The organism is Streptomyces sp. NBC_00683, assembly GCF_036226745.1.
In the GTDB taxonomy this organism is placed as follows: domain Bacteria; phylum Actinomycetota; class Actinomycetes; order Streptomycetales; family Streptomycetaceae; genus Streptomyces.
In genome coordinates this window covers 5,718,828-5,744,554 of the sequence record NZ_CP109013.1, presented here as the reverse complement: position 1 = coordinate 5,744,554, position 25,727 = coordinate 5,718,828, and the positions used below count along the sequence as shown (strand labels likewise).

Below are 25,727 nucleotides of genomic sequence, written 5' to 3'. Positions count from 1 at the left end.
CGGCTCACCCCCGCTCGACGGTTTTGTCGGCAAGCAGGGAGATCTCGGGCGCGGGCGCCTCGCTGGGGACAGTCGTTGTTCTACCCAGGGTACGCGCAGCGGACCCCTGGAGTTCCCGCACCTCTGTGACCTGCGGCGGTCCCACCAGTGCGCGCCATGCGTCGCGGCGGGCCGTGCGCACGCTCTCGCGGGCCGCGCTCAGCGCACTGCGGACGGCGCGCCCCGCCTCCAGGGCGCCCTTCTTGACGGGGGCCCACACCGCGTCGCGTACGAAGTGTCCGACCGGTGTGCAGACCGTGCGATAGACCCAGGTCACCGGCGCGCCGACCAGGTGCCACGCCAGCCACGCCAGGGCGCGGCCGACGGCCCGGGAGATGTATCCGGCGATTCGCCAGGCGACGCCGACCGCGGCTGCGATCTCCCGGCCGACGGGAGCCAGGACATGCCGGTACACCCAGGCGAGGGGCAGGACGAGCAGCGTCATGACCAGCCAGACGACGGCGGCCCCGAGGCCCCGCCCGGTGGCGGCGATCCCGCGCCCCAGCTGGGTGAACACCCACACGATGCCGTGCCCGACCGGGGTGAGCACGTACCAGTACGTCCAGGCGACGGGCATCACGATCAGGTGGGTGACGAGCCAGTCGGCGGCGATTCCGATCGGCTTCAGGACGTAGCGCCACAGGCCGACCACCGGCCACACCAGGAGCACCGTGAACAGCCCGGCGACGGCGGCGCCGACCGCCCGGCCGGCCGGGACGAGCAGCGTGCGGTACACCCACCGCAGCCCGTGCCCGGCCGGGGTGAGGACGGCCCCGTACAGCCAGACCAGCGGGGCGACGATCCCGTAGCGGACGACGGGGACGACGACATACCGCCACAGCCCGATCCAGGGCCACACGAGGACGGCGACGGCCAGCCACGCGAGGGCCCGCCCGACCGGCGTGAGCACGGTGTCGTACAGCCACTCCAGGGCGCGTCCCAGCGGACGCAGCAGCACACGGTCCAGGACCCGCAGCCCCGCGACGAGCACGTCCCAGATCATCCGTACGGGCAGGACGACGACGAGGACGACGATCCGTACCGGAATCCTGATGAGGGTGGTCAGACAGCCCTCCCCGCCTTCGTACCGCTCGGGCGCCGGCCGCTTGTCGTAGTCCATGCAGTACATGACGCGAAGGCCCGGCCAGGGGTTTCCCCGGCCGGGCCTTCTTCACCGGGCTGTCACCCGGACGCGTGCTTCGGCGCTACTTCACCACGGTGAGCGGCAGGAGCTTCTTGCCCGTCGGACCGATCTGGATGTCCAGGTCGAGCTGGGGGCACACCCCGCAGTCGAAGCAGGGGGTCCAGCGGCAGTCCTCGACCTCGGTCTCGTCGAGCGAGTCCTGCCAGTCCTCCCAGAGCCAGTCCTTGTCGAGGCCGGAGTCCAGGTGGTCCCAGGGCAGGACCTCCTCGTACGTGCGCTCGCGGGTGGTGTACCAGTCGACGTCCACGCCGAAGGCGGGCAGCGTCTTCTCCGCGCTCCGCATCCAGAGGTCGTAGCTGAAGTGCTCGCGCCAGCCGTCGAAACGGCCGCCCGACTCGTACACCTCGCGGATCACCGCTCCGACCCGGCGGTCGCCCCGGGAGAGCAGGCCCTCGACGATGCCGGGCTTGCCGTCGTGGTAGCGGAACCCGATGGACCGGCCGTACTTCTTGTCGCCGCGGATCTTGTCGCGGAGCTTGGCGAGCCGGGCGTCGGTCTCCTCGACGCCGAGCTGCGGGGCCCACTGGAACGGGGTGTGCGGCTTGGGGACGAAGCCGCCGATGGAGACCGTGCAGCGGATGTCGTTCTGGCCGGAGACCTCGCGGCCCTTGGCGATCACGTTGACCGCCATGTCGCCGATCTGGAGGACGTCCTCGTCGGTCTCGGTGGGCAGGCCGCACATGAAGTACAGCTTCACCTGGCGCCAGCCGTTGCCGTACGCGGTGGCGACCGTGCGGATCAGGTCCTCCTCCGAGACCATCTTGTTGATGACCTTGCGCATGCGCTCGGAGCCGCCCTCGGGGGCGAAGGTGAGACCGGACCTGCGGCCGTTGCGGGTCAGCTCGTTGGCCAGGTCCACGTTGAACGCGTCGACGCGGGTGGAGGGCAGCGAGAGGCCGATCTTGTCCTCGGTGTACCGGTCGGCGAGGCCCTTGGCGATCTCACCGATCTCGGTGTGGTCCGCGGAGGAGAGCGACAGGAGGCCGACCTCCTCGAAACCGGTGGCCTTGAGGCCCTTCTCGACCATTTCGCCGATGCCGGTGATGCTTCGCTCCCGCACGGGACGCGTGATCATGCCGGCCTGGCAGAAACGGCAGCCGCGGGTGCAGCCGCGGAAGATCTCGACGGACATCCGCTCGTGGACGGTCTCGGCGAGGGGCACGAGGGGCTGCTTCGGGTACGGCCACTCGTCGAGGTCCATGACCGTGTGCTTGGACACCCGCCACGGCACGCCGGACTTCTTGGGCACGACACGGCCGATGCGGCCGTCGGGGAGGTACTCGACGTCGTAGAAGCCCGGGACGTAGACCCCGCCGGTCTTCGCCAGCCGGAAGAGCACCTCTTCACGGCCACCGGGCCGGCCCTCGGCCTTCCAGGCGCGGATGATCTCGGTGATCTCCAGGACGGCCTGCTCACCGTCGCCGATGACCGCGCAGTCGATGAAGTCCGCGATCGGCTCGGGGTTGAACGCGGCGTGGCCGCCCGCCAGCACGATCGGGTGATCGACGGTGCGGTCCTTGGACTCCAGCGGGATGCCCGCGAGATCCAGGGCGGTGAGCATGTTGGTGTAGCCGAGCTCGGTGGAGAAGCTCAGCCCGAACACGTCGAACGCGCCGACGGGGCGGTGGCTGTCCACGGTGAACTGGGGCACCTTGTGCTCGCGCATCAGCTCCTCGAGGTCCGGCCAGACGCTGTACGTGCGCTCGGCAAGGACGCCTTCGCGCTCGTTGAGCACCTCGTAGAGGATCATGACGCCCTGGTTGGGCAGTCCGACCTCGTAGGCGTCCGGGTACATGAGTGCCCAGCGGACGTCGCATTCGTCCCACGGTTTGACGGTGGAGTTCAGCTCACCGCCGACGTACTGGATGGGCTTCTGCACATGCGGGAGCAGAGCTTCGAGCTGCGGGAAGACCGACTCGGCAGACATCTGGGGACCTTCGTGAGCTGACAGGGGTGACCATCAAGCGTAACCCGGTGCTCAGCTCTTCAACGCCGATCGCAGTCCGGGGTCCGATGCCTGGGCCCATACCTCGGGCAGTTCGCGTTCCCGGTCGGCCGCCGCGGCCTCCTCCTGTCCGTACAGCAGACCCCAGGTGAACGCGGACTCCCCCGCCCCGTGCGCCTGGACCGCCAGCCCGCGCAGCGCGTCACGGGCGACCACGCTGTCCTGGTGCTCCCCGAGGACCGTCTGCACCGCCTTCACGCGCTTGGCGAACTTCTTGGCCGGCTTGCCCAGGGCGGGCCTGGCGGCCTCTCCCGCGTACCGCGCGCGTTTCGCGGCCTTGCGGGCCTCGTGCATGGCGAGGTCCCGGTCCTCGCCCGGGGGCTGCGCCAGGGCGTGACCGATTCGGGTGGCGAGGCGCTCGTAGTCCTTGAGCACGGCCCGGGGCAGGGCCTCCCCCGGTTCCTGTGCCGCGCCGGGCAGCAGGGGCGGGTCGGCGAGGAGGGTGTCGAGGGTCTCCAGCAGGGCCAGATACCGCTTGCCGTCGAGCACGGAGACGATCCGGCGCCGCGACCCGGCGCGCCGGGCCACGGACCACAGGCGCAGACGGCCGCGGACGGGGCCGAGGAGGAGGGTGCGGGGCAGTGCGGCGATCCGGGTGCCGAGCCGCTCGTCGAGCACTTCCTGGTCGCGGTCGATCCCGAGTTCGGCGGCGAGCCATTTCAGTTCCTCGCCGACGGGGTCGGTGACGGTCCGGTCCAGCACCTTGCGGTAGGTCTTGAAGGCGCTGCGCAGCCGTCGGGTGGCGACCCTCATCCGGTGCACGGAGTCGGGGAGGTCGCGGCGTACGGCGGGGTCGAGTCCGATGACGGCCTCGATCTGGTCGCGTACGTAGGCGAGAACGTGGTCGCCTGCCGTGAGCGGGGCAGCCGGGCCGCTCTTCTTCTTCCGCCGCTGCTTCTTCGGGGCGGTCTCGGCCAGGGCCCTGGCCAGCTTCGACGCCGAGGCCGAGGACCGTACGCCGGCCTTGTGGAGCCGCTGCTCGACGGCGTCGAGGAAGGCGGGGTCGCCGTCGTCCGCCAGCTCGACCTCGATCTCGGTCCAGGCGGCCGTGGCGCCGTGCGCCTGTGCGGTGAGCCGTTCGGCGCGGACCTCGTCGATGCTGAGCTCGGCGAGCAGGACGCCGTCCTCGTCGAGCAGGTGGTGGACGTCCCGGGAGGAGAGCAGCCGGACGACGGGGACCGTCTCCGCGTCCCTGACCCGGGAGCGGAGCAGCCCGGCCAGGCTGTGCGGCAGGGTGTCGGCGAGCGGGGCGTGGATCTCGTCGCGGATGCCGGTGGAGACCGGGAACTTGAGATGCCAGCCGGCGTCGTCCCCGCCCGTTCTGCGCCGCAGGGTGAGGGAGTCGGCGGCCAGCCGGAGGTCCTCGGTGTCGTAGTAGACGGCGTCGAGTTCCCTGAGGCCCCGGTGGACGACGGCCGACACCCCGGCCACACGGGTCAGGTCGGGCAGCCGGGTTCCGGGCGTCGCTTCGTACTTACGCTCGATCTCACGCTTCGAGTCCGCCATGAACCGAATCTAGACGTGTTCCGCGCCGATGGGCAGGGGCCCCGCGGGCGGCCGCTAACGGCTCAGGCCGTTATCGGCCTCTGCACCCTGATCGACTGGAGGAGCCCGATCGCCACCCAGACGGCGAACATCGATGATCCTCCGTACGACACGAACGGCAGCGGGAGCCCCGCCACCGGCATGATCCCGAGGGTCATGCCGATGTTCTCGAAGGACTGGAAGGCGAACCAGGCGATGATGCCGGCGGCGACGATCGTTCCGTAGAGCTCGCTCGTCTCGCGGGCGATCCGGCAGGCGCGCCACAGGACGATGCCGAGCAGGACGATGATCAGACCGGCACCGAGGAAGCCGAGCTCCTCACCCGCGACCGTGAAGACGAAGTCGGTCTGCTGTTCGGGCACGAACTGACCCGTGGTCTGGGAGCCCTTGAAGAGCCCGGTGCCGCTGAGCCCGCCGGAGCCGATGGCGATGCGCGCCTGGTTGGTGTTGTAGCCGACGCCGGCCGGGTCCAGCGCCGGGTTGGCGAAGGCCGCGAAGCGGGCGATCTGGTAGTCGTCGAGCAGGCCGAGCTGCCAGATGGCGACGGCGCCCGTCGTCCCCGCGCCGAGGAGTCCGAAGACCCAGCGGTTGGACGCTCCGGAGGCGAGCAGGACACCGAGCACGATGACGGCCATGACCATGACGGAGCCGAGGTCGGGCATCAGCATGACCACGGCCATCGGGACGAGCGCCAGGCCGAGGGCCTTGGCGACGGTCCGGTGGTCGGGGTGCAGCTGGTCGCCCGCGTCGACCCGGGCGGCGAGCAGCATCGCCATGCCCAGGATGATCGTGATCTTGGTGAACTCGGAGGGCTGGAGGGAGAAGCCACCGGGAAGGAGGATCCAGGCGTGCGCACCGTTGACGGTGGCGCCCAGCGGGGTGAGGACGGCGAGGACGAGCACGACCGACAGTCCGTAGAGGACGGGCACCGCTCCCCGCAGGGTGCGGTGGCCGAGCCAGATCGTGCCGACCATCAGGGCGACACCGATACCGGTGTTGAGGGCGTGCCGGAACAGGAAGTAGTACGGGTCGCCGTGGGTGAGCGAGTCACGGCCGCGGGTCGCCGACCAGACGAGGAGCGAGCCGATGAAGGACAGCGCGAGGGCCGACCCGAGCAGGGGCCAGTCCAGCCGCCGGACGACGGAGTCGCGTGCGGTGAGCTTGGCCCAGGAGGAACGCTCGGGGGCGTAGCGCGAAACGGAGAATCCGGCCATCAGTCCCGCCTCCACGGCACTCCGGCGAGTGCGAGTGCCTGGGTGCCCTCTTCGGCAGGGGGCTCGGGGACGTAGGGCTTGATCTTCGGCGACTCGATCTGCCCGTCGGGCTGGATCTTCGGCAGGGCCTTCTGGGGCTTGGGCAGCAGAGCCTTCTTGAGGTCCTGCTTGCCGGCGGAGTCGAGTCCGTAGAGCGCGTTGTAGATGTTGCGCACGGCGGGGCCCGAGGCGCCGGAGCCCGTACCACCCTGGGAGATCGTCATGACGATCGAGTATTCCTTGGTGTACGTGGCGAACCAGGAGGTCGTCTGCTTGCCGTAGACCTCGGCCGTGCCCGTCTTGGCGTGCATCGGGATCTTGTCCTGGGGCCAACCGCCGAATCGCCAGGCGGCGCTGCCCCGGGTCGCGACTCCCGCGAGGGCTTCGTCTATTTTGTCGCGCGTGTCGCCCTTGAAGGGCAGCTTGCCGTGCGCCTGGGGCTTGATCTCCTGGACCGTCTTGCCGTCGCCGCTGATGACGGCCTTGCCGACGGCCGGGTCGTAGAGCGTGCCGCCGTTGGAGATCGCGGAGTAGATGGTCGCCATCTGGATCGGGGTGACGAGCGTGTCGCCCTGGCCGATCGAGTAGTTGACGGAGTCACCGGCGCGCATCTTGTAGCCCTCGAGGCAGCCTTCGTACGCGATCTTCTCGACGTACGTGCCGTCCTTCTTGCCCTGCTTGCACCAGGAGGTCTTGTTGGCGTCGTAGAAGTTCTGCTTCCACTGGCGGTCGGGGACACGGCCGGGGACCTCGTTGGGGAGGTCGATGCCGGTCTCCTTGCCGAGGCCGAACTGGTGCGCGGTCTTGTAGAACCAGTCGTTGGTGTTCTTCTTCGGCTTGTTGCCGCCGTCCTTCTGCCACTCCCTGTGCGCGAGACCGTAGTAGACGGTGTCGCAGGAGACCTCCAGGGCGCGGCCGAGGCTGATGCTGCCGTAGCCCTGGGACTCGAAGTTCTTGAAGACCTGGCCGCCGATGGAGTACGAGCTCGGGCACGGGTAGTTGCCGTCGAATTCGTATCCGGCGTTGACCGCGGCGGTCGAGGAGATGACCTTGAAGATCGACCCGGGGGCCGCGGTTCCCTGGATGGCACGGTTCAGCAGCGGGAAGTTGGACTTCTTGCCGGTGAGCTTCGCGTAGTCCTTGGCGGAGATGCCGCCGATCCAGGCGTTGGGGTCGTAGGTCGGCAGCGAGGCCATCGAGACGATGCGGCCCGTCTTGGCCTCCATGACGACGACGGCACCGGAGTCCGCCTTGTAGAGCTCGTTGGTGTTGCGGTCCATCTCCTTGCGGGCCGTCTCCATCGCCTTGTTGAGCTCGTACTCGGCGACGGCCTGGACCCGGGCGTCGATGGAGGTGACGACGCTGGCCCCGGGCTCGGCCTCGTCGTTCTGCGCCTGGCCGATGACACGGCCGAGGTTGTCGACCTCGTAGCGGGTGACGCCGGCCTTGCCGCGCAGCTCCTTGTCGTACGTGCGCTCCAGGCCGGAGCGGCCGACCTGGTCGGAGCGGAGGTAGGGCGAGTCGCTGTCCTGGGCCTTGGTGACCTCTTCGTCGGTGACGGGCGAGAGGTAGCCGAGCACCTGGGCGGTGTTGGCCTTGCCGGGCGCGGCGTAACGGCGTACGGCGGTGGGTTCGGCGGTGATGCCGGGGAAGTCCTCGGCACGCTCACGGATGGTGAGGGCCTGCTGGGTGGTGGCCTCGTCGGTGACCGGGATCGGCTGGTAGGGCGAGCCGTTCCAGCAGGGCTGCGGGGTCTTGGCGTCGCAGAGCCGGACCTTGTCCCGGACGTCCTTGGGCTTCATGTCCAGGACTCCGGCGAGCCGGGTGAGGACGCCGACGCCGTCGTCCTTCATCTTCATCAGCTCGGTGCGGCTGGCGGAGACGACGAGGCGGGTCTCGTTGTCGGCGAGGGGTACGCCGCGCGCGTCGAGGATTGCGCCTCGGACGGCGGGCTGGACGACCTGTTGGACGTGGTTGTTCTTGGCTTCGTCGGTGTACTCCTGGCCGTTGCGGATCTGGAGGTACCAGAGCCGGCCGCCGAGCGTCAGGAGCAGGGAGAAGACGAGGACCTGGATGACGACGAGACGGATCTGGACCCGCTGGGTCCGGCCCGTCTCCGGGATGTTGCTCACAGTCGCTTGACCCCCTTGATCCTTCCTGCGCGTGCGGCGCGGTTACGGGCGGCCTTGACGCGCAGTCCGCCCCGCTGGCTGCCGATCCGCAGCCCGGTACCCGAGGCCAGCCAGCCGGCGGCGACATCGCCGCCACCGGAGCTGTCGGCGATCGGATCGTTCTCGGTGCGTCTGGCGAGCGCCATGATCAGCGGAACGGTGAACGGCGCGAGGAGCAGGTCGTACACGGCGGCGGTGAACAGCAGGCTGCCCAGCCCCACATGGCGGGCCGCCGTGTCGTCGACGAGGGCGCCGACACCGGCGTACAGCAGGGTCGACCCGATCGCCGCGGCGACGACGACGGCCATCGGGGCGAAGGCCGACTTGAGCTGGCCGTTCTCGGGGCGGACCAGACCGGCGAGGTACCCGATGACGCAGAGCACCAGGGCGTAGCGCCCCGCGGCGTGGTCCGCGGGCGGCGCCAGGTCGGCGAGGAGGCCCGCGCCGAAGCCGATGAGCGCGCCGCTGACGTGCCCGTACACGAAGGCGAGTCCGAGCACGACGAGCAGCAGCAGGTCGGGGGTGGCGCCGGGGAGCTGGAGGCGGGCGAGTACGGAGACCTGGACGACGAGGGCGACCACGACCAGGGTGACGGAGAGCAGAGTCCGGTTGAAGCGCATGGGGATCAGCTCTATTCCTGCTCGTCGGCCGCGTTGTCGGCGTTGCCGGTCGCATTCGGGTCTGCGTTGCCGGTCGCGTTCGCGTCGGCGTTCCCGGAGGCGTCCGCGTCGGGCTTCTCGTGGATGTTCCCGACGACCTTGCCGCTGCCGTCGACCAGGTCGCCGTTCGGCTGGACCGTGACGGTGACGGTCGGGGTGGGCTTCGGCTTCTCCGGCTTCTTGGGCTGCTTCGGCAGCACCATGTCGCGGGGGTCCTCACGGGGTGCCTGGACGACGATGCCGACGATGTCGAGCTTGGTGAAGCCGACGTACGGGCGGACGTAGACGGTCCTGGTCAGGTCGCCGCCCGACGGGTCGACGCGGACCACTTCGCCGACCGGGACGCCGGGGACGAAGGGCTTGTCCTTGCTGGACCCGAAGGTGACCAGCCGGTCGCCCTTCTTCACCTTCGCCTTGCCGTTGAGGAACTGGACCGACAGCGGCCGGGATCCCTGTCCGGTGGCGAAGCCGAGCTCGTCGGTCTTCTCCATCCGGGTGCCGACGGTGAAGTCGGGGTCGTTGGCCAGCAGGACGGTCGCGGTGTTCGGACCGACGGTGGTGACGCGGCCGACGAGCCCCTCACCGTTGAGTACGGTCATGTCGCGCTTGAGGCCGTCGTTGGACCCCGCGTCGATGGTGATCGTCCAGGAGAAGCCCTGGGCCGCTCCTATGGCGATGACCTCGGCGCCCTTGATGCCGTACTGGCCGGCCCCTGCGGCCTTGAGCATGCTGTCGAGCTGGCGGACCTTGCTGCTGTTGCGGTCGTCGCTGCCCAGTTTCGCCTTCAGCGCGGCGTTCTCCTGCTCCAGGGCCGCGATCCGGTCGTGCCTGTCACCGGAGTCCCGTACGGCGCCTATGGCGTTGCCCACCGGGTCCACCGCCGCTGCTACGCCGTTCTCGACCGGTCCGAAGACCGTGGCGGCGGCCTGCCGGGCGCCGTCGACCGGCGACTCCTCGCCACCGCGGATGTCCACCGTGATCAAAGCGAACGCGATGGCGATCAGCAGCACCAGGAGCAGCCGGCTCTCTCGTGTGTCCCTCACGTGCGGCGGCCGTGCCTTCCTCGTCGGAATATTGGTGCCTGTATATCAACGTTCCGCCGTACGGGAGCGGCAGCACCCGTACGGCGGAACGTCGGGTTCTACCGTCGGGGCTGGGCGTCCAGCACCTGCTGGAGCGCCTCGAACTCCTCGACGCACTTGCCGGATCCGAGCGCCACCGAGTCCAGCGGGTCCTCGGCGATGTGGATCGGCATGCCCGTCTCGTGGCGCAGCCGCTCGTCGAGGCCGCGCAGGAGCGCGCCGCCACCGGTGAGGACGATGCCGCGGTCCATGACATCGCCGGAGAGCTCCGGCGGGCACTTGTCGAGCGTCGTCTTCACGGCGTCGACGATCGCGTTGACCGGCTCCTCGATGGCCTTGCGGACCTCCGTGGCGGAGATGACCACGGTCTTGGGCAGCCCGGAGACGAGGTCGCGCCCGCGGATCTCCGTGTGCTCCTCCTTCTCGAGGTCGAACGCCGAGCCGATCGTGATCTTGATCTGTTCGGCGGTGCGCTCACCGAGGAGGAGCGAGTACTCCTTCTTGATGTGCTGGATGATCGCGTTGTCCAGCTCGTCACCGGCGACCCGGATCGACTGGGCAGTGACGATTCCGCCGAGCGAGATCACCGCGACCTCGGTGGTGCCGCCACCGATGTCGACGACCATGTTGCCGGTGGCCTCGTGGACCGGCAGGCCGGAGCCGATGGCCGCGGCCATGGGCTCTTCGATGATGTGCACCTGGCGGGCGCCGGCCTGCGTCGACGCCTCGATGACGGCGCGTCGCTCGACCCCTGTGATGCCGGAGGGCACACAGACGACGACCCGCGGGCGGGCCAGGTAGCGGCGCTTGTGGATCTTGAGGATGAAGTAGCGGAGCATGCGCTCCGTGATCTCGAAGTCGGCGATCACGCCGTCCTTCAGAGGCCGTACGGCAACGATGTTGCCCGGCGTACGGCCGATCATCTTCTTGGCCTCGGAGCCGACCGCCAGGATTCCGCCGGTGTTGGTGTTGATGGCCACGACGGACGGCTCGTTCAGAACGATGCCGCGCCCCCTGACGTACACCAGCGTGTTGGCAGTCCCGAGGTCGATAGCCATGTCACGGCCGATGAACGACATTGAGTTCCCCTTGTTCCCCATGAGGATGCGTCGGGCCTTCCCAAGAAGCGAAGAATGGCTTGTTTTAGGTAGGCGAGGGTTGGCGCTGCGGGCGTGGAAGCTTCCATCGTAGTGCCGTGAGCACGGACACAGCGCGAGGGTCCTTCGCCAATGTGAGCGGAACGGCTGCCCGTCCCACCCATGGTGACGTTACGTCGGAGGGATGCGTTCCCGCGATCCGGGACCCTATGCCGAAGGGCGACCGAATTACTTCGGTCGCCCCAGGTCATGAGCGCTGATTGGCCGAGCCGAAGTCAGGAAAGTCCGGGAAAGAAAAGCTTCAGTTCTCGCTCTGCGGACTCCTCGGAGTCCGAGGCGTGGATGAGGTTCTCCCGGGTGACCGTCCCGAAGTCGCCACGGATCGATCCGGGCGCGGCGGCGATCGGGTCGGTGGGTCCGGCAAGGGCGCGAACACCCTCGATGATCCGCTCGCCCTCGGCCACGAGAGCGACGACGGGGCCGGAGGCCATGAACTCGACGAGCGGCTCGTAGAACGGGCGGCCCTTGTGCTCGCCGTAGTGCTGCTCCAGGGTCTCCTGGTCGAGCGTGCGCAGCTCCAGCGCGGTGATCGTCCAGCCGGCCTTGCGTTCGATGCGGCCGACGATCTCGCCGATCAGCCCACGCCGTACGGCATCCGGCTTGAGAAGGACGAGGGTGCGCTGAGTCATGTGCGGCTCCTTGCAGACTGCGGGTGCGGTGAGGCGAGATTACAGGGGCACGGGAACGGGCCGACGGCCGGGCTTACGCTGCGTCATCTTCAGGCCGGAGCCTCTGTGCCCTCCTGGGCCTCGGCCTGCGCCGCCCACCGCGCCTTCGCCTCGTCGATCTTGCGGCCGTAGTGCACCGAGGCCCACCACAGCGCTCCGAAGACCAGGCCGAGGATGAACATCATCGGGACGACGAAACCGCTCAGCACCAGGGCGATCTGCAGCGCCCAGCCGAGCTGTATCCCGCCGGGGCGGGTGATGACACCGCAGAGCAGGACGGACAGCAGCATGCCGATGCCGCAGACCGTCCAGACCGTGGCCATGGACATGTCGTCGGACTTCATCGCAACGAGTCCGGCGAAGCCGATCACGAAGAACTCGCCGATCAGCGTCGATGCACAGAGCGTACGCACAGGTCAGCGCCTTCCCAGAAGCAGCCGGGCCTCGCCGACCGTGATCACGGAACCGGTCACCAGGACTCCGGCACCCGCGTACTCCGCGTCCTCCTCGGCGAGGGTGATGGCGGCTTCCAGCGCGTCGTCGAGGCGGGGCTCGACCTGCACGCGCTCGTTGCCGAAGACCTCGACGGCGACCGCGGCCAGCTCGTCCGCGTCCATCGCGCGCGGGCTGGAGTTCTGGGTGACGACGACCTCGGCGAAGACCGGTTCGAAGCCTTCGAGGAGCCCTCGGACGTCCTTGCCCTCGCTGGCGCCGACGACCCCGATGAGCCGGGAGAAGCTGAAGGCCTCGGAGATCCCCGCGGAGGCGGCAAGGGCGCCTGCCGGGTTGTGGGCGGCGTCAAGGACGACGGTGGGGCTGGACCGTACGACTTCGAGCCGGCCCGGTGAGAGCACCGCGAGGAATGCCTTGCGGATCGCTTCGATGTCGAGGCTGCGGGCCTGCTCGGCGCCGATGCCGAAGAACGCCTCAACGGCGGCGAGCGCCACCGCGGCGTTGTGCGCCTGGTGGGCGCCGTACAGCGGGAGGAAGATGTCCTCGTACTCCCCGCCGAGGCCCCGGAGCGTCAGCAGCTGGCCGCCGACCGCGACCTCGCGGGAGACGATGCCGAACTCCATGCCCTCGCGGGCCACCGTGGCGTCCACCTCGACGGCCTTCTTCAGCATGACCTGCGCGGCGTCGACCGGCTGCTGGGCCAGGATCACCGTCGCACCCTGCTTGATCACTCCGGCCTTCTCTCCGGCGATCTCCGCGGGGGTCGTGCCGAGGCGGTCGGTGTGGTCCAGCGAGATGGGGGTGACGACGGCGACCGAGGCGTCGATGACGTTGGTCGCGTCCCAGGTGCCGCCCATGCCGACCTCGACGACCGCGACGTCGACCGGCGCGTCGGCGAAGGCCGCGTACGCCATGCCCGTCAGCACCTCGAAGAACGACAGCCGGTACTCCTGCTGGGCGTCGACCATCTCGACGTACGGCTTGATGTCCTCGTACGTCTCGATGAAGCGCTCAGCCTCGATCGGGGCGCCGTCCAGGCTGATCCGCTCGGTGATCGACTGGACGTGCGGGGAGGTGTAGCGGCCGGTGCGCAGCTCGAAGGCGTTGAGCAGGGCCTCGATCATGCGGGCCGTGCTGGTCTTGCCGTTGGTCCCCGTGATGTGGATCGAGGGGTAGGCGCGCTGCGGCTCGCCGAGCACGTCCATCAGGGCCGCGATGCGGGTCACCGACGGCTCGAGCTTGGTCTCGCCCCAGCGTCCGGCGAGCTCCTGCTCCACGGCGCGCAGCGCCTTGTCGATCTCGGGGTCGGTGGGGCGGGCGGGGACCACATCACCCTGGGGCGGTCCCGACTGGGTGCGCAGCGTGCGGCTCCCGGCCTCGATCACCGCCAGGTCGGGGTCGCGCTGGGTCGCTTCGTCGACGATCTCCTCGAAGGTGTCGTCGGAGTCTGACGCGTCGTGCCGGTCTGAAGGGCGGGGCTCACTCACAGGGCCAGTCTACGGATGTGCACCGACAACGCGCGCAGCGCCCGCTGCCCCGCTCCCCCGGGGTACGACGAAGCCCCCGCTCCCCCGGTCGGTCGGGGGTGCGGGGGCTTCGTCCTCAGATCATCAGCTCTGCGGCAGATTCGCCAGCTGGGCGGTGATCCGCTCGATGTCGGCCTCGGCCTTCGCGAGCCGGCCGCGGATCTTGTCGACCACGTTGTCGGGTGCCTTGCCCAGGAACGCCTCGTTGTTGAGCTTCCCGTTGGCCTGCGCCTTCTCCTTCTCGGCTGCGCCGAGGTCCTTCGTCAGGCGCTTGCGCTCGGCCTCGACGTCGATCGTGCCGGAGAGGTCCAGGGCAACCGTGGCTCCCGCGACCGGGAGGGTCGCCGTGGCGTGGAAGCCGTCACCGGCGGGCTGCAGACGCAGCAGCTGCCGGATGGCCGCCTCGTGCGCGGCGAGGACCGTACCGTCCAGAGCGAGCTCGGCCGGGACCTTCTGGCCGGGCTGCAGGCCCTGGTCGGAGCGGAACCGGCGGACCTCGGTGACGACCTGCTGGACGAGCTCGATCTCCTTCTCGGCCGCGTCGTCGCGGAAGCCGGAGTCCTTGGGCCAGTCGGCGACGACGAGGGACTCGCCGCCGGTGAGAGTCGTCCAGAGCTGCTCCGTGACGAACGGAACGATCGGGTGGAGGACCCGCAGCGTCACGTCGAGGACCTCGCCGAGGACCCGGGCGGACACCTTCGCCTGCTCGCCGCCCGCGAAGAACGTCGTCTTGGACAGCTCGACGTACCAGTCGAAGACCTCGTCCCACGCGAAGTGGTAGAGCGCCTCGCTGAGCTTGGCGAACTGGAAGTCGTCGTAGAACGCGTCGACTTCGGCGACGGTCGCGTTGAGGCGCGACAGGATCCAGCGATCGGTCGCCGACAGCTGCTCGACGGGAGGCAGCGGACCCTCGAGGGTCGCGCCGTTCATCATCGCGAAGCGGGTGGCGTTCCAGATCTTGTTGGCGAAGTTGCGGGAGGCCTGGACCCAGTCCTCACCGATCGGGACGTCGGCGCCCGGGTTGGCACCCTTGGCGAGGGTGAACCGGACTGCGTCGGAACCGTAGTTGTCCATCCAGTCGAGCGGATCGACGGCGTTGGGGTTGGACTTGGACATCTTCTTGCCGAACTCGTCACGGACGAGGCCGGTCAGGGCGACGGTCTTGAACGGGACTTCGCCGTCCATCGCGTACAGACCGAACATCATCATCCGGACGACCCAGAAGAAGATGATGTCGTGCCCGGTGAGCAGGACATCGGTCGAGTAGAACTTCTTGAGGTCCGGAGTCTCCTCGGGCCAGCCGAGCGTGGAGAAGGGCCACAGCCCGGAGGAGAACCAGGTGTCGAGGACATCGGGGTCCTGGGTCCAGCCGTCACCGCTCGGCGGCTCCTCGTCGGGTCCGACGCAGACGACCTCGCCCGCCGGCCCGTACCAGACCGGGATGCGGTGCCCCCACCAGAGCTGGCGCGAGATGCACCAGTCGTTGAGGTTGTCGACCCAGTCGAAGTACCGCCGCTCCATCTCCTTCGGGTGGAGCTCGACGCGACCGTCACGGACGGCGTCGCCCGCGGCGCCCGCGAGCGTCTCGACCTTGACCCACCACTGGAGCGACAGGCGCGGTTCGACGGTCGTCTTGCAGCGCGAACAGTGGCCCACGGAGTGGACGTAGGGGCGCTTCTCGGCGACGACACGGCCCTGCTCGCGCAGGGCGGCGACGATCGCGGAGCGCGCCTCGAAGCGGTCGAGCCCCTCGAACGGACCGTGGACCGTGATGACCCCGCGCTCGTCCATGATCGTCATGGACTCCAGGCCGTGGCGCTGGCCGATCGCGAAGTCGTTCGGGTCGTGGGCGGGCGTGACCTTGACGGCGCCGGTCCCGAACTCCGGGTCGACGTGCTGGTCGGCGACGACGGGGATCGTACGGTTGGTCAGCGGCAGCTTGATCCGCTTGCCGATGAGGTGCGCGTAGCGCTCGTCATCGGGGTGGACGGCGACCGCCGTGTCACCGAGCATCGTCTCGACGCGCGTGGTGGCGACCACGACTGTCTCGTCGCCCTCGCCGTACTTCAGCGAGACCAGCTCGCCGTCGTCGTCCTGGTAGTCGACCTCGATGTCGGAGATCGCCGTCAGACAGCGCGGGCACCAGTTGATGATGCGCTCGGCACGGTAGATCAGTTCGTCGTCGTACAGCTTCTTGAAGATGGTCTGGACGGCCTTGGACAGGCCCTCGTCCATGGTGAACCGCTCGCGGGACCAGTCGAGGCCGGCACCGAGACGGCGCAGCTGGCCGAGGATCCGGCCGCCGAACTCGTCCTTCCACTGCCACACACGCTCGGTGAACTGCTCACGGCCGAGGTCCTGACGGGACTTGCCCTCTTCCGCGAGCTGCTGCTCGACCTTGTTCTGGGTGGCGATCCCGGCGTGGTCCATGCCGGGCAGCCACAGGGTCTCGAAGCCCTGCATGCGCTTGCGCCGGGTCAGCGCGTCCATGAGCGTGACCTGGAAGGCGTGTCCCAGGTGGAGCGCACCGGTGACGTTGGGCGGCGGGATGACGATCGTGTACGGGGGCTTCTCACTGTCCGGGTCGGCCGTGAAGTAACCGCGCTCTACCCAGCGCTCGTACAGCTTCCCCTCTACCTCGGCCGGCGCGTACTGGGTCGGCAGTTCGGGGTTGCTGACTGGCTGCTGCGATGCGTTCTCGGTCACGCAGCACAGTTTAGGGCCGTCACAGTCGTGCACTGAAACGGGATAGTTCAGTAACGGTGTGCTGCCCGGTGCCCCATGTCACGGCCCCATCCGCCAGGATGTTCGGAACGCATAAGCATTCTGGAGGGGACAGCCCAATGAGCTACAACCAGCCGGGCCCGTACGGTGGGCAGCCGCCGCAGGGCCAGCCCGGACCCTACGGCCAGCAGCCGGGCCCGTACGGCGGCCAGCCGCCGCAGGGACAGCCGCAGGGCCAGCCCGGGTACGGCTACCCGCAGCAGGCCCCCCAGGGTGTCCCGCCGCAGCAGCCCCCGCAGGGCTACGGCTACCCGCAGGCCCAGCAGCCGGGCCCGTACGGCCAGCAGCCGCCCACGCCCCCGTACGGCGGCCAGCAGGCGTACCCCGGCGGCCCTCCGCAGCCGGGCGCCCCGAAGAAGAAGACCGGCCTGATCATCGGCGGCGCCGTCGTGGCGCTGGCGGTCATCGCGGGCGGGGTGTACTTCCTCACGTCGGGTGGCTCCAGCAACAGCGATGTCGCGGACTCCACCAAGGGCTACAAGCTGACGCCGGCCGCCTCGGTGGACGACTACAAGAACAACCCGTCCAGTTCGGCGCCCTCGGGCCCGATGACCGGCAAGGACAAGGCCGAAGCCGAGGCCGCTGGGATCAAGAACCCGTCAGAGGCGGGTGCCCAGTACGTGAGCGGTGACATGGCGAAGAACCCGCTCACCACGAAGATGCTCATGCTCGTCGGCGCCTGGGGTGAGATCGAGGACCCTGCCTCGACCATCGACGGCTTCTTCGAGAACGCCGAGAACGAGGCGATGAAGGACGAGGACACGAAGGGCTCGCTGGTCGGCAGCCCCAAGAACGTCACCCCGCCCGGCTTCGAGGGCGCGCTGATGAAGTGCCAGAACATGAAGGTCGTCAACGACGAAGCCGACGGTACGGCGGCCAAGGGCCCCAAGGAAATGATCATGCCGGTCTGCGTTTGGGCCGACTACAGCACGGTCAGCGCCGTGATCGGCTTCGACATCGGCGGCGCCATGACGAACAAGCCGATGAGCCAGGACGAGACGGCGGCCCTCGCCGCCAAGCTCTACAACACCTCGCGCACCAAGATCTGACGCTCGACGCCGAAGGGGCGCCCGGCCACTGGCCGGGCGCCCCTTCGCGTACGTTTTGCTGCCGCTACGCGGACTTCTCGTGGCGGCCGCCATCCGCGTTCTTGCCGATCGTGCGCGGCTCGCACCATTCCGCATCACGCTTATCGCGTGACTTGCGAGTACGAGGCCAAGCGCACCCGGAAGACAGGGACCGTCCCGAATCACTACGGCCGATCCTCGCCTGGCGAAATCGCGTCGATGAAGACGACACCCGAAGAATACTGGCGTACGGAGAAGTCAGCCATCGCGGCTGTCTACCCGAACACCGAGCCTTCCTGCATTGACTTCCCCTCCGGGAGCGAACCGAATGTGAGCGCCTCGAGAAGAGGCTGAACGCGGGCGCCAATCGGTCCTGCCGCCCGCACCCAACTCGCCGAGGAAGCCCGACACACGGGGGGGGCGATAATGGCGCGCGCCCTCCCCCACAAACACAGAGCGAGCTGCCCACTAATCGCCAGAAGGACGCTGGGGACCAGAGGCCAGGCGGCCGCCCATCACAGGCCTCCAGTCAGCCCGCCACAGGACTGGCCGGGCGCCCGAGTGGCCGCCGCACGACGCGCCCCACCCCTCGGAAAGGTCAGTACGAGTAGCAAGCATCCCCAGCGTGACCACTCCTCACGCCAATGGCGATCAACTGCGCCTTACAAACCGCCCTCTGATGCTCGGCCACAATATTCAGAGGAGAGGTGCTCGCGTTAGCGTTAGAGCAGGCGGCCTTCGATTTCGCGCCGACAACATATCCATTATTCTGCAGGGATATCTGACACCGCGACGGGCTCGCGTTCGCCACCCCCGCCGTCGCCACAGGGAGAGCAACCCCTGCCGCGACCAAACTGACGGCTACGATCACGCGACGAACCTTGAGGACGTTCACTCGATATACCTCAGATTTCCACTACAAAGAAATAACGAACACCTGCACGAATAGAAAACCATGTATGCGTAACCCCGTCCATCTCTCATGGGTACGTTGGCTCGAAGTCGATCTCAAGCAGACGCTCTGGCGTAAAGATGTCAGCCTTCCGCATCCTGCTGAAGCAATTTCGCCGCGGGCAACACAGCCAGCCGCGTTACGAGCCACTCAGACCGAAGGGGCGTCCGGCCATTGGCCGGACGCCCCTTCGGCGTACGTATCGCTGCCGCTGCCGCTACGCGGACTTCTCGTGGCGGCCGCCGTCGTCGTTCTTGCCGATCGTGCGCGGCTCGCGCGGAACCAGCGTCGGGTTGACGTTGTTGCGGACGACGTCCGGGGTGATGACCACGCGGGCCACGTCCTTGCGGGACGGGACCTCGTACATCACGGACTGGAGGACTTCCTCCATGATCGCGCGCAGACCGCGCGCACCCGTCTGGCGCAGGATCGCCTGGTCGGCGATGGCTTCCAGCGCCTCGCGCTCGAAGTCCAGCTCCACACCGTCGAGTTCGAACAGCCTTTGGTACTGCTTCACCAGGGCGTTACGCGGCTCGACCAGGATCTGCAGCAGCGCCTCGCGGTCCAGGTTGTGGACCGAGGTCAGTACGGGAAGGCGGCCGATGAACTCGGGGATCATCCCGAACTTCACCAGGTCCTCCGGCATGACCTCCTGGAACTGGTCGCTCGCCTGGATCTCCAGCTTCGAGCGGATCGTCGCGCCGAAGCCGATGCCCTTGGCGCCGGCCCGCGACTCGATGATCTTCTCCAGCCCGGAGAAGGCACCGCCCACGATGAACAGCACGTTCGTCGTGTCGATCTGGATGAACTCCTGGTGCGGGTGCTTCCGGCCGCCCTGCGGCGGTACGGAGGCCGTGGTGCCCTCCAGGATCTTCAGCAGGGCCTGCTGGACGCCCTCGCCGGAGACATCGCGGGTGATCGACGGGTTCTCGCTCTTGCGGGCGACCTTGTCGATCTCGTCGATGTAGATGATCCCGGTCTCGGCCTTCTTGACGTCGTAGTCCGCGGCCTGGATCAGCTTCAGCAGGATGTTCTCGACGTCCTCGCCGACATAGCCGGCCTCCGTCAGCGCCGTCGCGTCGGCGATGGCGAACGGGACGTTGAGCATGCGGGCCAGCGTCTGCGCGAGGAGCGTCTTGCCGGAGCCCGTGGGGCCCAGCAACAGGATGTTGGACTTGGCGAGCTCGATCGCGTCGTCGCGATTCGCGCCGCCGCCGTTCTCACCGGCCTGGACCCGCTTGTAGTGGTTGTACACCGCGACCGAGAGGGCCTTCTTCGCGGGCTCCTGCCCGACGACGTACCCCTCGAGGAACTCGTAGATCTCGCGCGGCTTGGGGAGTTCCTCCCACCGCACCTCGGAGGTCTCTGCGAGCTCCTCCTCGATGATCTCGTTGCAGAGATCGATGCACTCGTCGCAGATGTACACACCGGGTCCTGCGATGAGCTTCTTCACCTGCTTCTGGCTCTTTCCGCAGAACGAGCACTTGAGCAGGTCGCCGCCATCACCGATGCGTGCCACGAGGTGCTTCCCCTTCGCCTGGGAGCAGCCTGGTTCAGCGGCTCCTGGTGCCTCTATCCGACGGTACCTTGCCTGGCCCCCCGTTCGGGCCCCCCTTGGCACGGTTCACACGGCCGTGGCCGTGCTGGTGGAATGTGCCAAGGGGAAAGACCGACGTCAGACGGCCGCGCCGGCTGTGGTCTTGCGGGTGGAGACAATCTGGTCCACCAGACCGTACGCGAGTGCGTCGGCGGCGGTAAGGATCTTGTCGCGCTCGATGTCCTCGCTGATCTTCTCCAGCGGGGTGGTGGAGTGCTTGGCCAGCATCTCCTCGAGCTGGGTGCGCATCCGCAGGATCTCGTTGGCCGCGATCTCCAGGTCGGAGAGCTGCTCACGGCCGGTCTGCGAGGACGGCTGGTGGATCAGCACACGGGCGTGCGGGAGCGCCATGCGCTTGCCCGGGGTGCCCGCGGCGAGCAGGACGGCGGCGGCGGAGGCCGCCTGGCCCATGCAGACCGTCTGGATGTCCGGCTTCACGAACTGCATCGTGTCGTAGATCGCGGTGAGCGCGGTGAACGAGCCGCCGGGGCTGTTGATGTAGATCGAGATGTCACGGTCCGGGTCCATGGACTCCAGGCACAGCAGCTGCGCCATGACGTCGTTGGCCGAGGCGTCGTCGATCTGCACACCGAGGAAGATCACACGCTCCTCGAAGAGCTTCGCGTACGGGTCGTACTCGCGCACACCCTGCGAGGTGCGCTCCACGAAGCGCGGGACGACGTAGCGGTTGTCCACCTGCGGGCCGGTGTAGAGGCCGCTCGCGGAGGCGCCGGGGAAGTTGTTCATGTGGGTGTTCACCATCCTGGTGGCGTTCATGTGGGCTGGGAGTCTCGGCGTACGAGAGGGTGCGGCGCGGTGCCTGTCCGGGTGTGCCGGATCAGGCGCCGGTGCCGCCGCCGCCCGGGATGCCCGACGCGACCGTGATGATCTCGTCGATGAGGCCGTAGTCCTTGGCCTCCTCCGCCGTGTACCAGCGGTCGCGGTCGCCGTCGCGGATGATCGTTTCCACGGTCTGGCCGGAGTGGTGGGCGGTGATCTCCGCCATCCGCGTCTTCGTGCGGAGCAGGTACTGGGCCTGGATCTTGATGTCCGAGGCGGTACCGCCGATGCCGGCCGAACCCTGGTGCATGAGGATGTCGGTGTTCGGGAGCGCGAAGCGCTTGCCCGCCGTACCGCCGGTGAGCAGGAACTGGCCCATCGAGGCCGCCATGCCCATACCGATGGTGACCACGTCGTTCGGGATGTACTGCATGGTGTCGTAGACCGCCATGCCTGCCGTCACCGAGCCGCCGGGGCTGTTGATGTAGAGGTAGATGTCCTTGTCCGGGTCTGCGGCAAGGAGCAGAAGCTGTGCGGTGATCTTGTTGGCGATGTCATCGTCGACCTGCTGACCGAGGAAGATGATGCGTTCGCCGAGCAGTCGGCTGTAGACCTGGTCACCGAGGCCTCCACCGAGGGACGGCTCTCCGGCGGCGTAGGGCATCAGATTCGTCACGTATCCACCTGCTCGTCTCTGACGGCTCCGGCCGTCTCAGCGTCTTCGTACCGGGTGGGCCGGGACTTACCGACCCTTCCTCTTCATGGACCCTAACGCGCAGGTGGGACAACGCCATCCCGCTTCCCCAACTGTTCGCTGGGAGCGCAAGGTCAGCAGTCCGCACAAGGGTTCTGGGGGTGCGGGCCGGTACGCCGACGGGCCCCGGACGTGGTACGTCCGGAGCCCGTCGTGTACGGATCAGAAAAGCCGATCAGTTCGAGGATCAGGCCTCGGTCTTCTCGTCGTCGGCGGCACCGTCAGCGGTGCCCTCGGCGGCCTCGACCGTCTCGACAGCCTCTTCCTCGTCGTCCTCGAGCTCGACGACCTCACCGTTGGTGTCGACGACCTTGGCGGCCTCGACGACCACCGCGAGCGCCTTGCCGCGGGCGACCTCGCCGACGAGCATCGGCACCTGACCGCCTTCGACGACGGCCTGGGCGAACTGGTCGGGGCTCATGCCGGAGGAAGCAGCGCGCCGCATGAGGTGCTCGGTGAGCTCCTCCTGGTTGACGTTCAGCTTCTCCTTGTTGACGAGCTCGTCAAGGATGAACTGGGTCTTGATGCCCTTGATGGCCTGCTCGGAGGTCTCGGCCTCGAACTCCTCGAGCGTCTTGCCCTGGATCTCCAGGTACTTCTCGAGGTCGAGACCCATCTGGCCGAGCTGGTGGTGCTCGAGGTTGTGCTTGCGGGTCTGGACCTCGTCCGCGAGAAGCTTCTCGGGGATCGGGACCTCGGCCAGCTTCAGCAGCTCGTCGAGGACGCGCTCCTGGGCCTGGGTGGCCTGGTCGTACTGCTTGGTGTTCTCGAGGCGCTTGCGGCTGTCCTCGCGGAGCTCGGCGAGCGTGTCGAACTCGCTCGCCATCTGCGCGAAGTCATCATCCAGCTCGGGCAGTTCGCGGGAGGCGACGGTGGTGACCTTGACGGTGACCTCCGCTTCCTTGCCCTCGGCGGAGCCGCCCTTCAGCTCGGAGGTGAAGGTGGCCTCGCCACCGGCCTCCAGGCCGGTCACGGCCTCGTCGATGCCCTCGAGGAGCTCGCCGGAACCGATGGTGTACGAGACACCGGCGGCCACGCCGTCCTCCAGGACCTCTCCGTCGACCTTGGCCTCCAGGTCGATCGTGACGACGTCGCCCTCGGCGGCCGCGCGCTCGACCGGGTTGGTCGAGGCGAAGCGCTCGCGGAGCTGCTCCACGGCCTTGTCGACGTCCTCGTCGGTGACCTCGAGTGCGTCCACGGTGACCTCGATGCCGGAGTAGTCCGGAATCTCGATCTCGGGACGGACATCCACCTCGGCGGTGAAGGCCAGCAGCTCGCCGTCCTTCAGTTCGGTGATGTCAACCTCGGGCTGGCCCAGAACATTGAGCTCACCCTCGTTGACAGCCTCGGTGTAGAACTTCGGAAGGGCGTCGTTGACGGCCTCCTCCAGCACAGCACCACGGCCGAACCGCTGGTCGATGACGCGGTTGGGGATCTTGCCCTTACGGAAGCCCTTCACCGTGACCTGCTGGTTGATCTTCTTGTACGCCGCGTCGAGGCTGTCCTTGAGCTCCTCGAAGGGCACCTCAATGCTGAGCCGAACCCGGGTCGGGTTCAGGGTCTCCACGGCGCTCTTCACGGTTCGGTCTCCTTGGTGGCTGACTTCTTGGGGTTCTGCTGGGCCGCCGAGAGGCGGCTTCGCGGATCGAGCCCGGTACATCAGACACACGGGCACGCAATTTGCATAGTAACGGCAAGCGGGATGACTCCCACAACGCGATCTTGCCTGGAGATCTTGCTGGTGGTCGGGGTGGCCGGATTCGAACCGACGACCTTCCGCTCCCAAAGCGGACGCGCTACCAAGCTGCGCCACACCCCGTCGGTGCGACACGTAGGGTACATGCAGACGAGCAGTGCGCAGCACGCTTTACGAAGGCGGTCACGGACGGTCACACCGAAACGGGTGTGCGCGAACCTTCCCGGACCCGCTACGATGCTTTTCGTGCCGCGGTCCCCAGGACCTGCGGTGCACCGCTTGCGGGCGTAGCTCAATGGTAGAGCCCTAGTCTTCCAAACTAGCTACGCGGGTTCGATTCCCGTCGCCCGCTCCACGCCAGGGCCCGGTCCGACGGTTACTCGTCGGACCGGGCCCTTTGCGTGCGCGGATCAGAAGCTGATCTGGTTGATCGTCTCGGCTATCGAGTTCATGAATCTGTTGATCGACGGCGCCATGCCCGTCGATGCCAGGAAGAAGCCGAAGAGCACGGCCACGACCGCCGGCCCGCCCTTGATGGACCCGCCGCGGATCAGCACCACCAGGATGATCCCCAGCATCAGCACCACAGACAGTGAAATGGCCACGACTGATCACACCCTTGGTCGGTCCGCCTTGCCGGCCCGGCGGTGTGCAGCCCAGCACACCTCCGTTGACTCCATCGTGCCACCAACTCCCCTGTGGGTGCTGCCAGGTGACGGATAGCACTGTCCGGATCGCGCCATCCTCACGCCCGCGTGCACCCCGGGGCGGATCGGCGCGCGGGGCGCCCGGAGAAGGGGCGCCGGGGCGCGGCGGGAAATCCGGGCGCCCGCCGCGCGCGAGGCAGTTCGAATATCGGCCACTGTGATCGTTTCCATACCCCCACAGTTCATTCACAGCATTTTGCCGTGCGTTCGTGCGACGAAATTCACTCTCCCCAACTACGCGACGATATGCCCCGTTTAAGGGGGATTAACCGCCTCATAGCGGGCGGTTGCCGGTGGTTTCATTTTCGAATGGGCGGGAACACGCGATATCTCTTGGCAGTTTTACGCATGGCAATCAACAGGTCTAAGGTGCTTTAGATGTTCCAAGCTCCGAGCGAATTCAAGAGGGCCCCGATCCCCCCGGAGACCCGGGAGCCGGAGCCCAGACACGAGCGGGCGACGTCAACGGCCGTCAGGACTCCCCCGGCGTCCGCCCCGGCCCGCTCCGCAGCCCCCGCGGCCTCCGGGGGCCCCGCTCCGGCCAAGCAGCGCGACGCCTACTTCGACAATGTGAAGTACCTCGCGATCGTGCTCGTCGCGGTGGGCCACGCCTGGGAACCGGTGATGGACGGCAGCCGCGCCGCACGCGCCCTGTACATGGTCGTGTACACGTTCCACATGCCGGCCTTCATCCTCATCTCCGGCTATTTCTCACGGTCTTTCGACATGAGCCCCGCCAAGGTGAAGCGCCTGGTCACCGGGGTGGCCGTGCCCTATGTCCTGTTCGAGACGGCGTATTCACTGTTCAAGCGGTACGCGGGCGGCGGTTCGGACGACGTCCCGGTCACCCTGCTCGACCCCCTGTTCCTCACCTGGTTCCTGATTGCCCTGTTCATCTGGCGGGTCACCACTCCCCTGTGGCAGTCGCTGCGCCACCCGATGCCGGTCGCCCTCACGATCGCCGTACTCGCCTCGGTGACTCCGGGCATCGGTGACGACCTCGATCTGCAGCGCGTCCTGCAGCTCCTGCCGTTCTTCGTGCTGGGTCTCCTGCTGAAGCCCGAGCACTTCCAGCTGGTCAGGCGGCGTGAGGTCCGACTGCTCGCCCTGCCGCTCTTCGCCGGGGCCCTGCTGTTCGCCTACTGGGCGGCGCCGCGCATGCAGCTCGGCTGGTTCTACCGGAGCAGTGCCGCACAGGAACTGGGCGCTCCGTGGTGGTCGGGGGCCGTGATGTCCCTGGCGATGTTCGGGTGTGCGCTCGTTCTCACGATCGGCTTCCTGGCCTGGGTGCCGCGCCGTCACATGTGGTTCACCGTGCTGGGAGCCGGGACGATCTGCGGTTATCTGCTGCACGGCTTCCTCGTGAAGGGAGCCGGATACTTCGGCCTGTTCGACCGGTACGAGTGGCTCACGAAGCCTGCCGGCCTGATGGTCGTCTCCGTCGTCGCGGCCGCCGCCGTCACCCTGCTGTGCACTCCCCCGGTCCGGCGCGTCCTGCGGTTCGCCACCGAGCCGGATCTGAACTGGGCGTTCCGCCGGAACGCCGCCAAGCGCTGATTCCGTCCGGTCCGCGGCGGGCCGGGCGGGTTCCGGCCGTCGCGTGGTCCGGCCCGGGACCGGCGACGGGC

Annotated in this window: 19 protein-coding genes and 2 tRNA genes; 3 read left to right on the top strand and 18 right to left on the bottom strand. The window is 68.1% G+C overall.

All coding sequences use genetic code 11. From position 1 onward, the window contains the following. Positions 1-4: 4 nt before the first annotated feature. The 12 genes from OG257_RS25585 to OG257_RS25530 form a co-directional block, all read right to left on the bottom strand. Positions 5-1,159 carry a hypothetical protein gene (locus OG257_RS25585; protein WP_329211116.1) on the bottom strand — a complete coding sequence of 385 codons (1,155 nt, stop codon included), beginning with the start codon at positions 1,157-1,159 and terminating at the stop codon, positions 5-7. A gap of 85 nt (positions 1,160-1,244) precedes the next feature. Next, positions 1,245-3,170, bottom strand: coding sequence for a TIGR03960 family B12-binding radical SAM protein (locus tag OG257_RS25580; protein WP_329211114.1), 1,926 nt, complete (start codon positions 3,168-3,170; stop codon positions 1,245-1,247). Between the two features lie 51 nt (positions 3,171-3,221). Continuing rightward, complete coding sequence (locus OG257_RS25575) at positions 3,222-4,754, bottom strand: CYTH and CHAD domain-containing protein (RefSeq protein WP_329211112.1); 1,533 nt, start codon at positions 4,752-4,754, stop codon at positions 3,222-3,224. A gap of 62 nt (positions 4,755-4,816) precedes the next feature. After that, on the bottom strand, positions 4,817-6,007 hold the full coding sequence (gene rodA, locus OG257_RS25570) for a rod shape-determining protein RodA (protein WP_329211111.1): 1,191 nt from the start codon (positions 6,005-6,007) through the stop codon (positions 4,817-4,819). Next, on the bottom strand, positions 6,007-8,178 hold the full coding sequence (gene mrdA, locus OG257_RS25565; RefSeq protein ID WP_329211109.1) for a penicillin-binding protein 2: 2,172 nt from the start codon (positions 8,176-8,178) through the stop codon (positions 6,007-6,009). The genes rodA and mrdA overlap by 1 nt, the downstream gene beginning before the upstream one ends. Beyond that, the gene (gene mreD / locus OG257_RS25560; RefSeq protein ID WP_329211107.1) at positions 8,175-8,837 is read right to left on the bottom strand and encodes a rod shape-determining protein MreD; all 663 of its coding nucleotides are present in this window, start codon (positions 8,835-8,837) and stop codon (positions 8,175-8,177) included. The genes mrdA and mreD overlap by 4 nt, the downstream gene beginning before the upstream one ends. 11 nt (positions 8,838-8,848) lie before the next feature. Continuing rightward, on the bottom strand, positions 8,849-9,919 hold the full coding sequence (mreC, locus tag OG257_RS25555; protein ID WP_329211105.1) for a rod shape-determining protein MreC: 1,071 nt from the start codon (positions 9,917-9,919) through the stop codon (positions 8,849-8,851). Between the two features lie 98 nt (positions 9,920-10,017). After that, the gene (locus OG257_RS25550) at positions 10,018-11,037 is read right to left on the bottom strand and encodes a rod shape-determining protein (protein WP_329211103.1); all 1,020 of its coding nucleotides are present in this window, start codon (positions 11,035-11,037) and stop codon (positions 10,018-10,020) included. A gap of 293 nt (positions 11,038-11,330) precedes the next feature. Further along, the gene (gene ndk / locus OG257_RS25545) at positions 11,331-11,744 is read right to left on the bottom strand and encodes a nucleoside-diphosphate kinase (protein WP_329211101.1); all 414 of its coding nucleotides are present in this window, start codon (positions 11,742-11,744) and stop codon (positions 11,331-11,333) included. Between the two features lie 89 nt (positions 11,745-11,833). Beyond that, positions 11,834-12,196 (bottom strand): DUF4233 domain-containing protein, encoded by a 363-nt coding sequence (locus OG257_RS25540; RefSeq protein WP_329211099.1) that lies wholly within the window; start codon positions 12,194-12,196, stop codon positions 11,834-11,836. 3 nt (positions 12,197-12,199) lie between these two features. Then, on the bottom strand, positions 12,200-13,723 hold the full coding sequence (gene folC / locus OG257_RS25535; protein ID WP_329211097.1) for a bifunctional tetrahydrofolate synthase/dihydrofolate synthase: 1,524 nt from the start codon (positions 13,721-13,723) through the stop codon (positions 12,200-12,202). A gap of 123 nt (positions 13,724-13,846) precedes the next feature. Beyond that, positions 13,847-16,468: a valine--tRNA ligase gene (locus OG257_RS25530; RefSeq protein WP_329211095.1), complete on the bottom strand. Its 2,622-nt coding sequence runs from the start codon at positions 16,466-16,468 to the stop codon at positions 13,847-13,849. Between the two features lie 137 nt (positions 16,469-16,605). On the opposite strand from OG257_RS25530, the gene OG257_RS25525 reads away from it, so the two are divergent. Continuing rightward, positions 16,606-17,595 carry a hypothetical protein gene (locus tag OG257_RS25525; protein WP_329211094.1) on the top strand — a complete coding sequence of 330 codons (990 nt, stop codon included), beginning with the start codon at positions 16,606-16,608 and terminating at the stop codon, positions 17,593-17,595. 1,187 nt (positions 17,596-18,782) lie between these two features. Here OG257_RS25525 and clpX read toward each other — a convergent pair. The 5 genes from clpX to OG257_RS25500 all read right to left on the bottom strand — a co-directional run bounded on the left by clpX (position 18,783) and on the right by OG257_RS25500 (position 23,515). After that, a complete protein-coding gene (clpX, locus tag OG257_RS25520; RefSeq protein ID WP_056785577.1) occupies positions 18,783-20,084 on the bottom strand; it encodes an ATP-dependent Clp protease ATP-binding subunit ClpX in 1,302 nt (433 codons plus the stop codon). 156 nt (positions 20,085-20,240) lie between these two features. Further along, complete coding sequence (locus tag OG257_RS25515) at positions 20,241-20,924, bottom strand: ATP-dependent Clp protease proteolytic subunit (RefSeq protein ID WP_329215347.1); 684 nt, start codon at positions 20,922-20,924, stop codon at positions 20,241-20,243. A 76-nt stretch (positions 20,925-21,000) separates the two neighbouring features. Further along, a complete protein-coding gene (locus tag OG257_RS25510; RefSeq protein WP_164494208.1) occupies positions 21,001-21,606 on the bottom strand; it encodes an ATP-dependent Clp protease proteolytic subunit in 606 nt (201 codons plus the stop codon). A 277-nt stretch (positions 21,607-21,883) separates the two neighbouring features. Continuing rightward, the gene (gene tig, locus OG257_RS25505) at positions 21,884-23,275 is read right to left on the bottom strand and encodes a trigger factor (RefSeq protein WP_329211090.1); all 1,392 of its coding nucleotides are present in this window, start codon (positions 23,273-23,275) and stop codon (positions 21,884-21,886) included. Between the two features lie 163 nt (positions 23,276-23,438). Beyond that, positions 23,439-23,515 (bottom strand) — tRNA-Pro (locus OG257_RS25500). 158 nt (positions 23,516-23,673) lie between these two features. On the opposite strand from OG257_RS25500, the gene OG257_RS25495 reads away from it, so the two are divergent. Beyond that, positions 23,674-23,747: transfer RNA gene (locus tag OG257_RS25495), tRNA-Gly, on the top strand. A gap of 55 nt (positions 23,748-23,802) precedes the next feature. Here the strand turns inward: OG257_RS25495 and OG257_RS25490 are convergent. After that, positions 23,803-23,997, bottom strand: coding sequence for a hypothetical protein (locus tag OG257_RS25490; RefSeq protein WP_329211088.1), 195 nt, complete (start codon positions 23,995-23,997; stop codon positions 23,803-23,805). 480 nt (positions 23,998-24,477) lie between these two features. On the opposite strand from OG257_RS25490, the gene OG257_RS25485 reads away from it, so the two are divergent. Beyond that, positions 24,478-25,656, top strand: a complete 1,179-nt coding sequence (locus tag OG257_RS25485) for an acyltransferase family protein (RefSeq protein ID WP_329211086.1) — start codon at positions 24,478-24,480, stop codon at positions 25,654-25,656. Positions 25,657-25,727 lie beyond the last annotated feature (71 nt).

Bases quoted from the DNA above. Each gene is read 5' to 3' on its own strand.
- OG257_RS25585 (WP_329211116.1), bottom strand. From the start codon at position 1,159: ATGGACTACGACAAGCGGCCGGCGCCCGAGCGGTACGAAGGCGGGGAG.
- OG257_RS25580 (WP_329211114.1), bottom strand. From the start codon at position 3,170: ATGTCTGCCGAGTCGGTCTTCCCGCAGCTCGAAGCTCTGCTCCCGCAT.
- OG257_RS25575 (WP_329211112.1), bottom strand. From the start codon at position 4,754: ATGGCGGACTCGAAGCGTGAGATCGAGCGTAAGTACGAAGCGACGCCC.
- rodA (WP_329211111.1), bottom strand. From the start codon at position 6,007: ATGGCCGGATTCTCCGTTTCGCGCTACGCCCCCGAGCGTTCCTCCTGG.
- mreD (WP_329211107.1), bottom strand. From the start codon at position 8,837: ATGCGCTTCAACCGGACTCTGCTCTCCGTCACCCTGGTCGTGGTCGCC.
- OG257_RS25550 (WP_329211103.1), bottom strand. From the start codon at position 11,037: ATGTCGTTCATCGGCCGTGACATGGCTATCGACCTCGGGACTGCCAAC.
- ndk (WP_329211101.1), bottom strand. From the start codon at position 11,744: ATGACTCAGCGCACCCTCGTCCTTCTCAAGCCGGATGCCGTACGGCGT.
- OG257_RS25525 (WP_329211094.1), top strand. From the start codon at position 16,606: ATGAGCTACAACCAGCCGGGCCCGTACGGTGGGCAGCCGCCGCAGGGC.
- OG257_RS25515 (WP_329215347.1), bottom strand. From the start codon at position 20,924: ATGGTGAACACCCACATGAACAACTTCCCCGGCGCCTCCGCGAGCGGC.
- OG257_RS25510 (WP_164494208.1), bottom strand. From the start codon at position 21,606: ATGCCCTACGCCGCCGGAGAGCCGTCCCTCGGTGGAGGCCTCGGTGAC.
- OG257_RS25485 (WP_329211086.1), top strand. From the start codon at position 24,478: ATGTTCCAAGCTCCGAGCGAATTCAAGAGGGCCCCGATCCCCCCGGAG.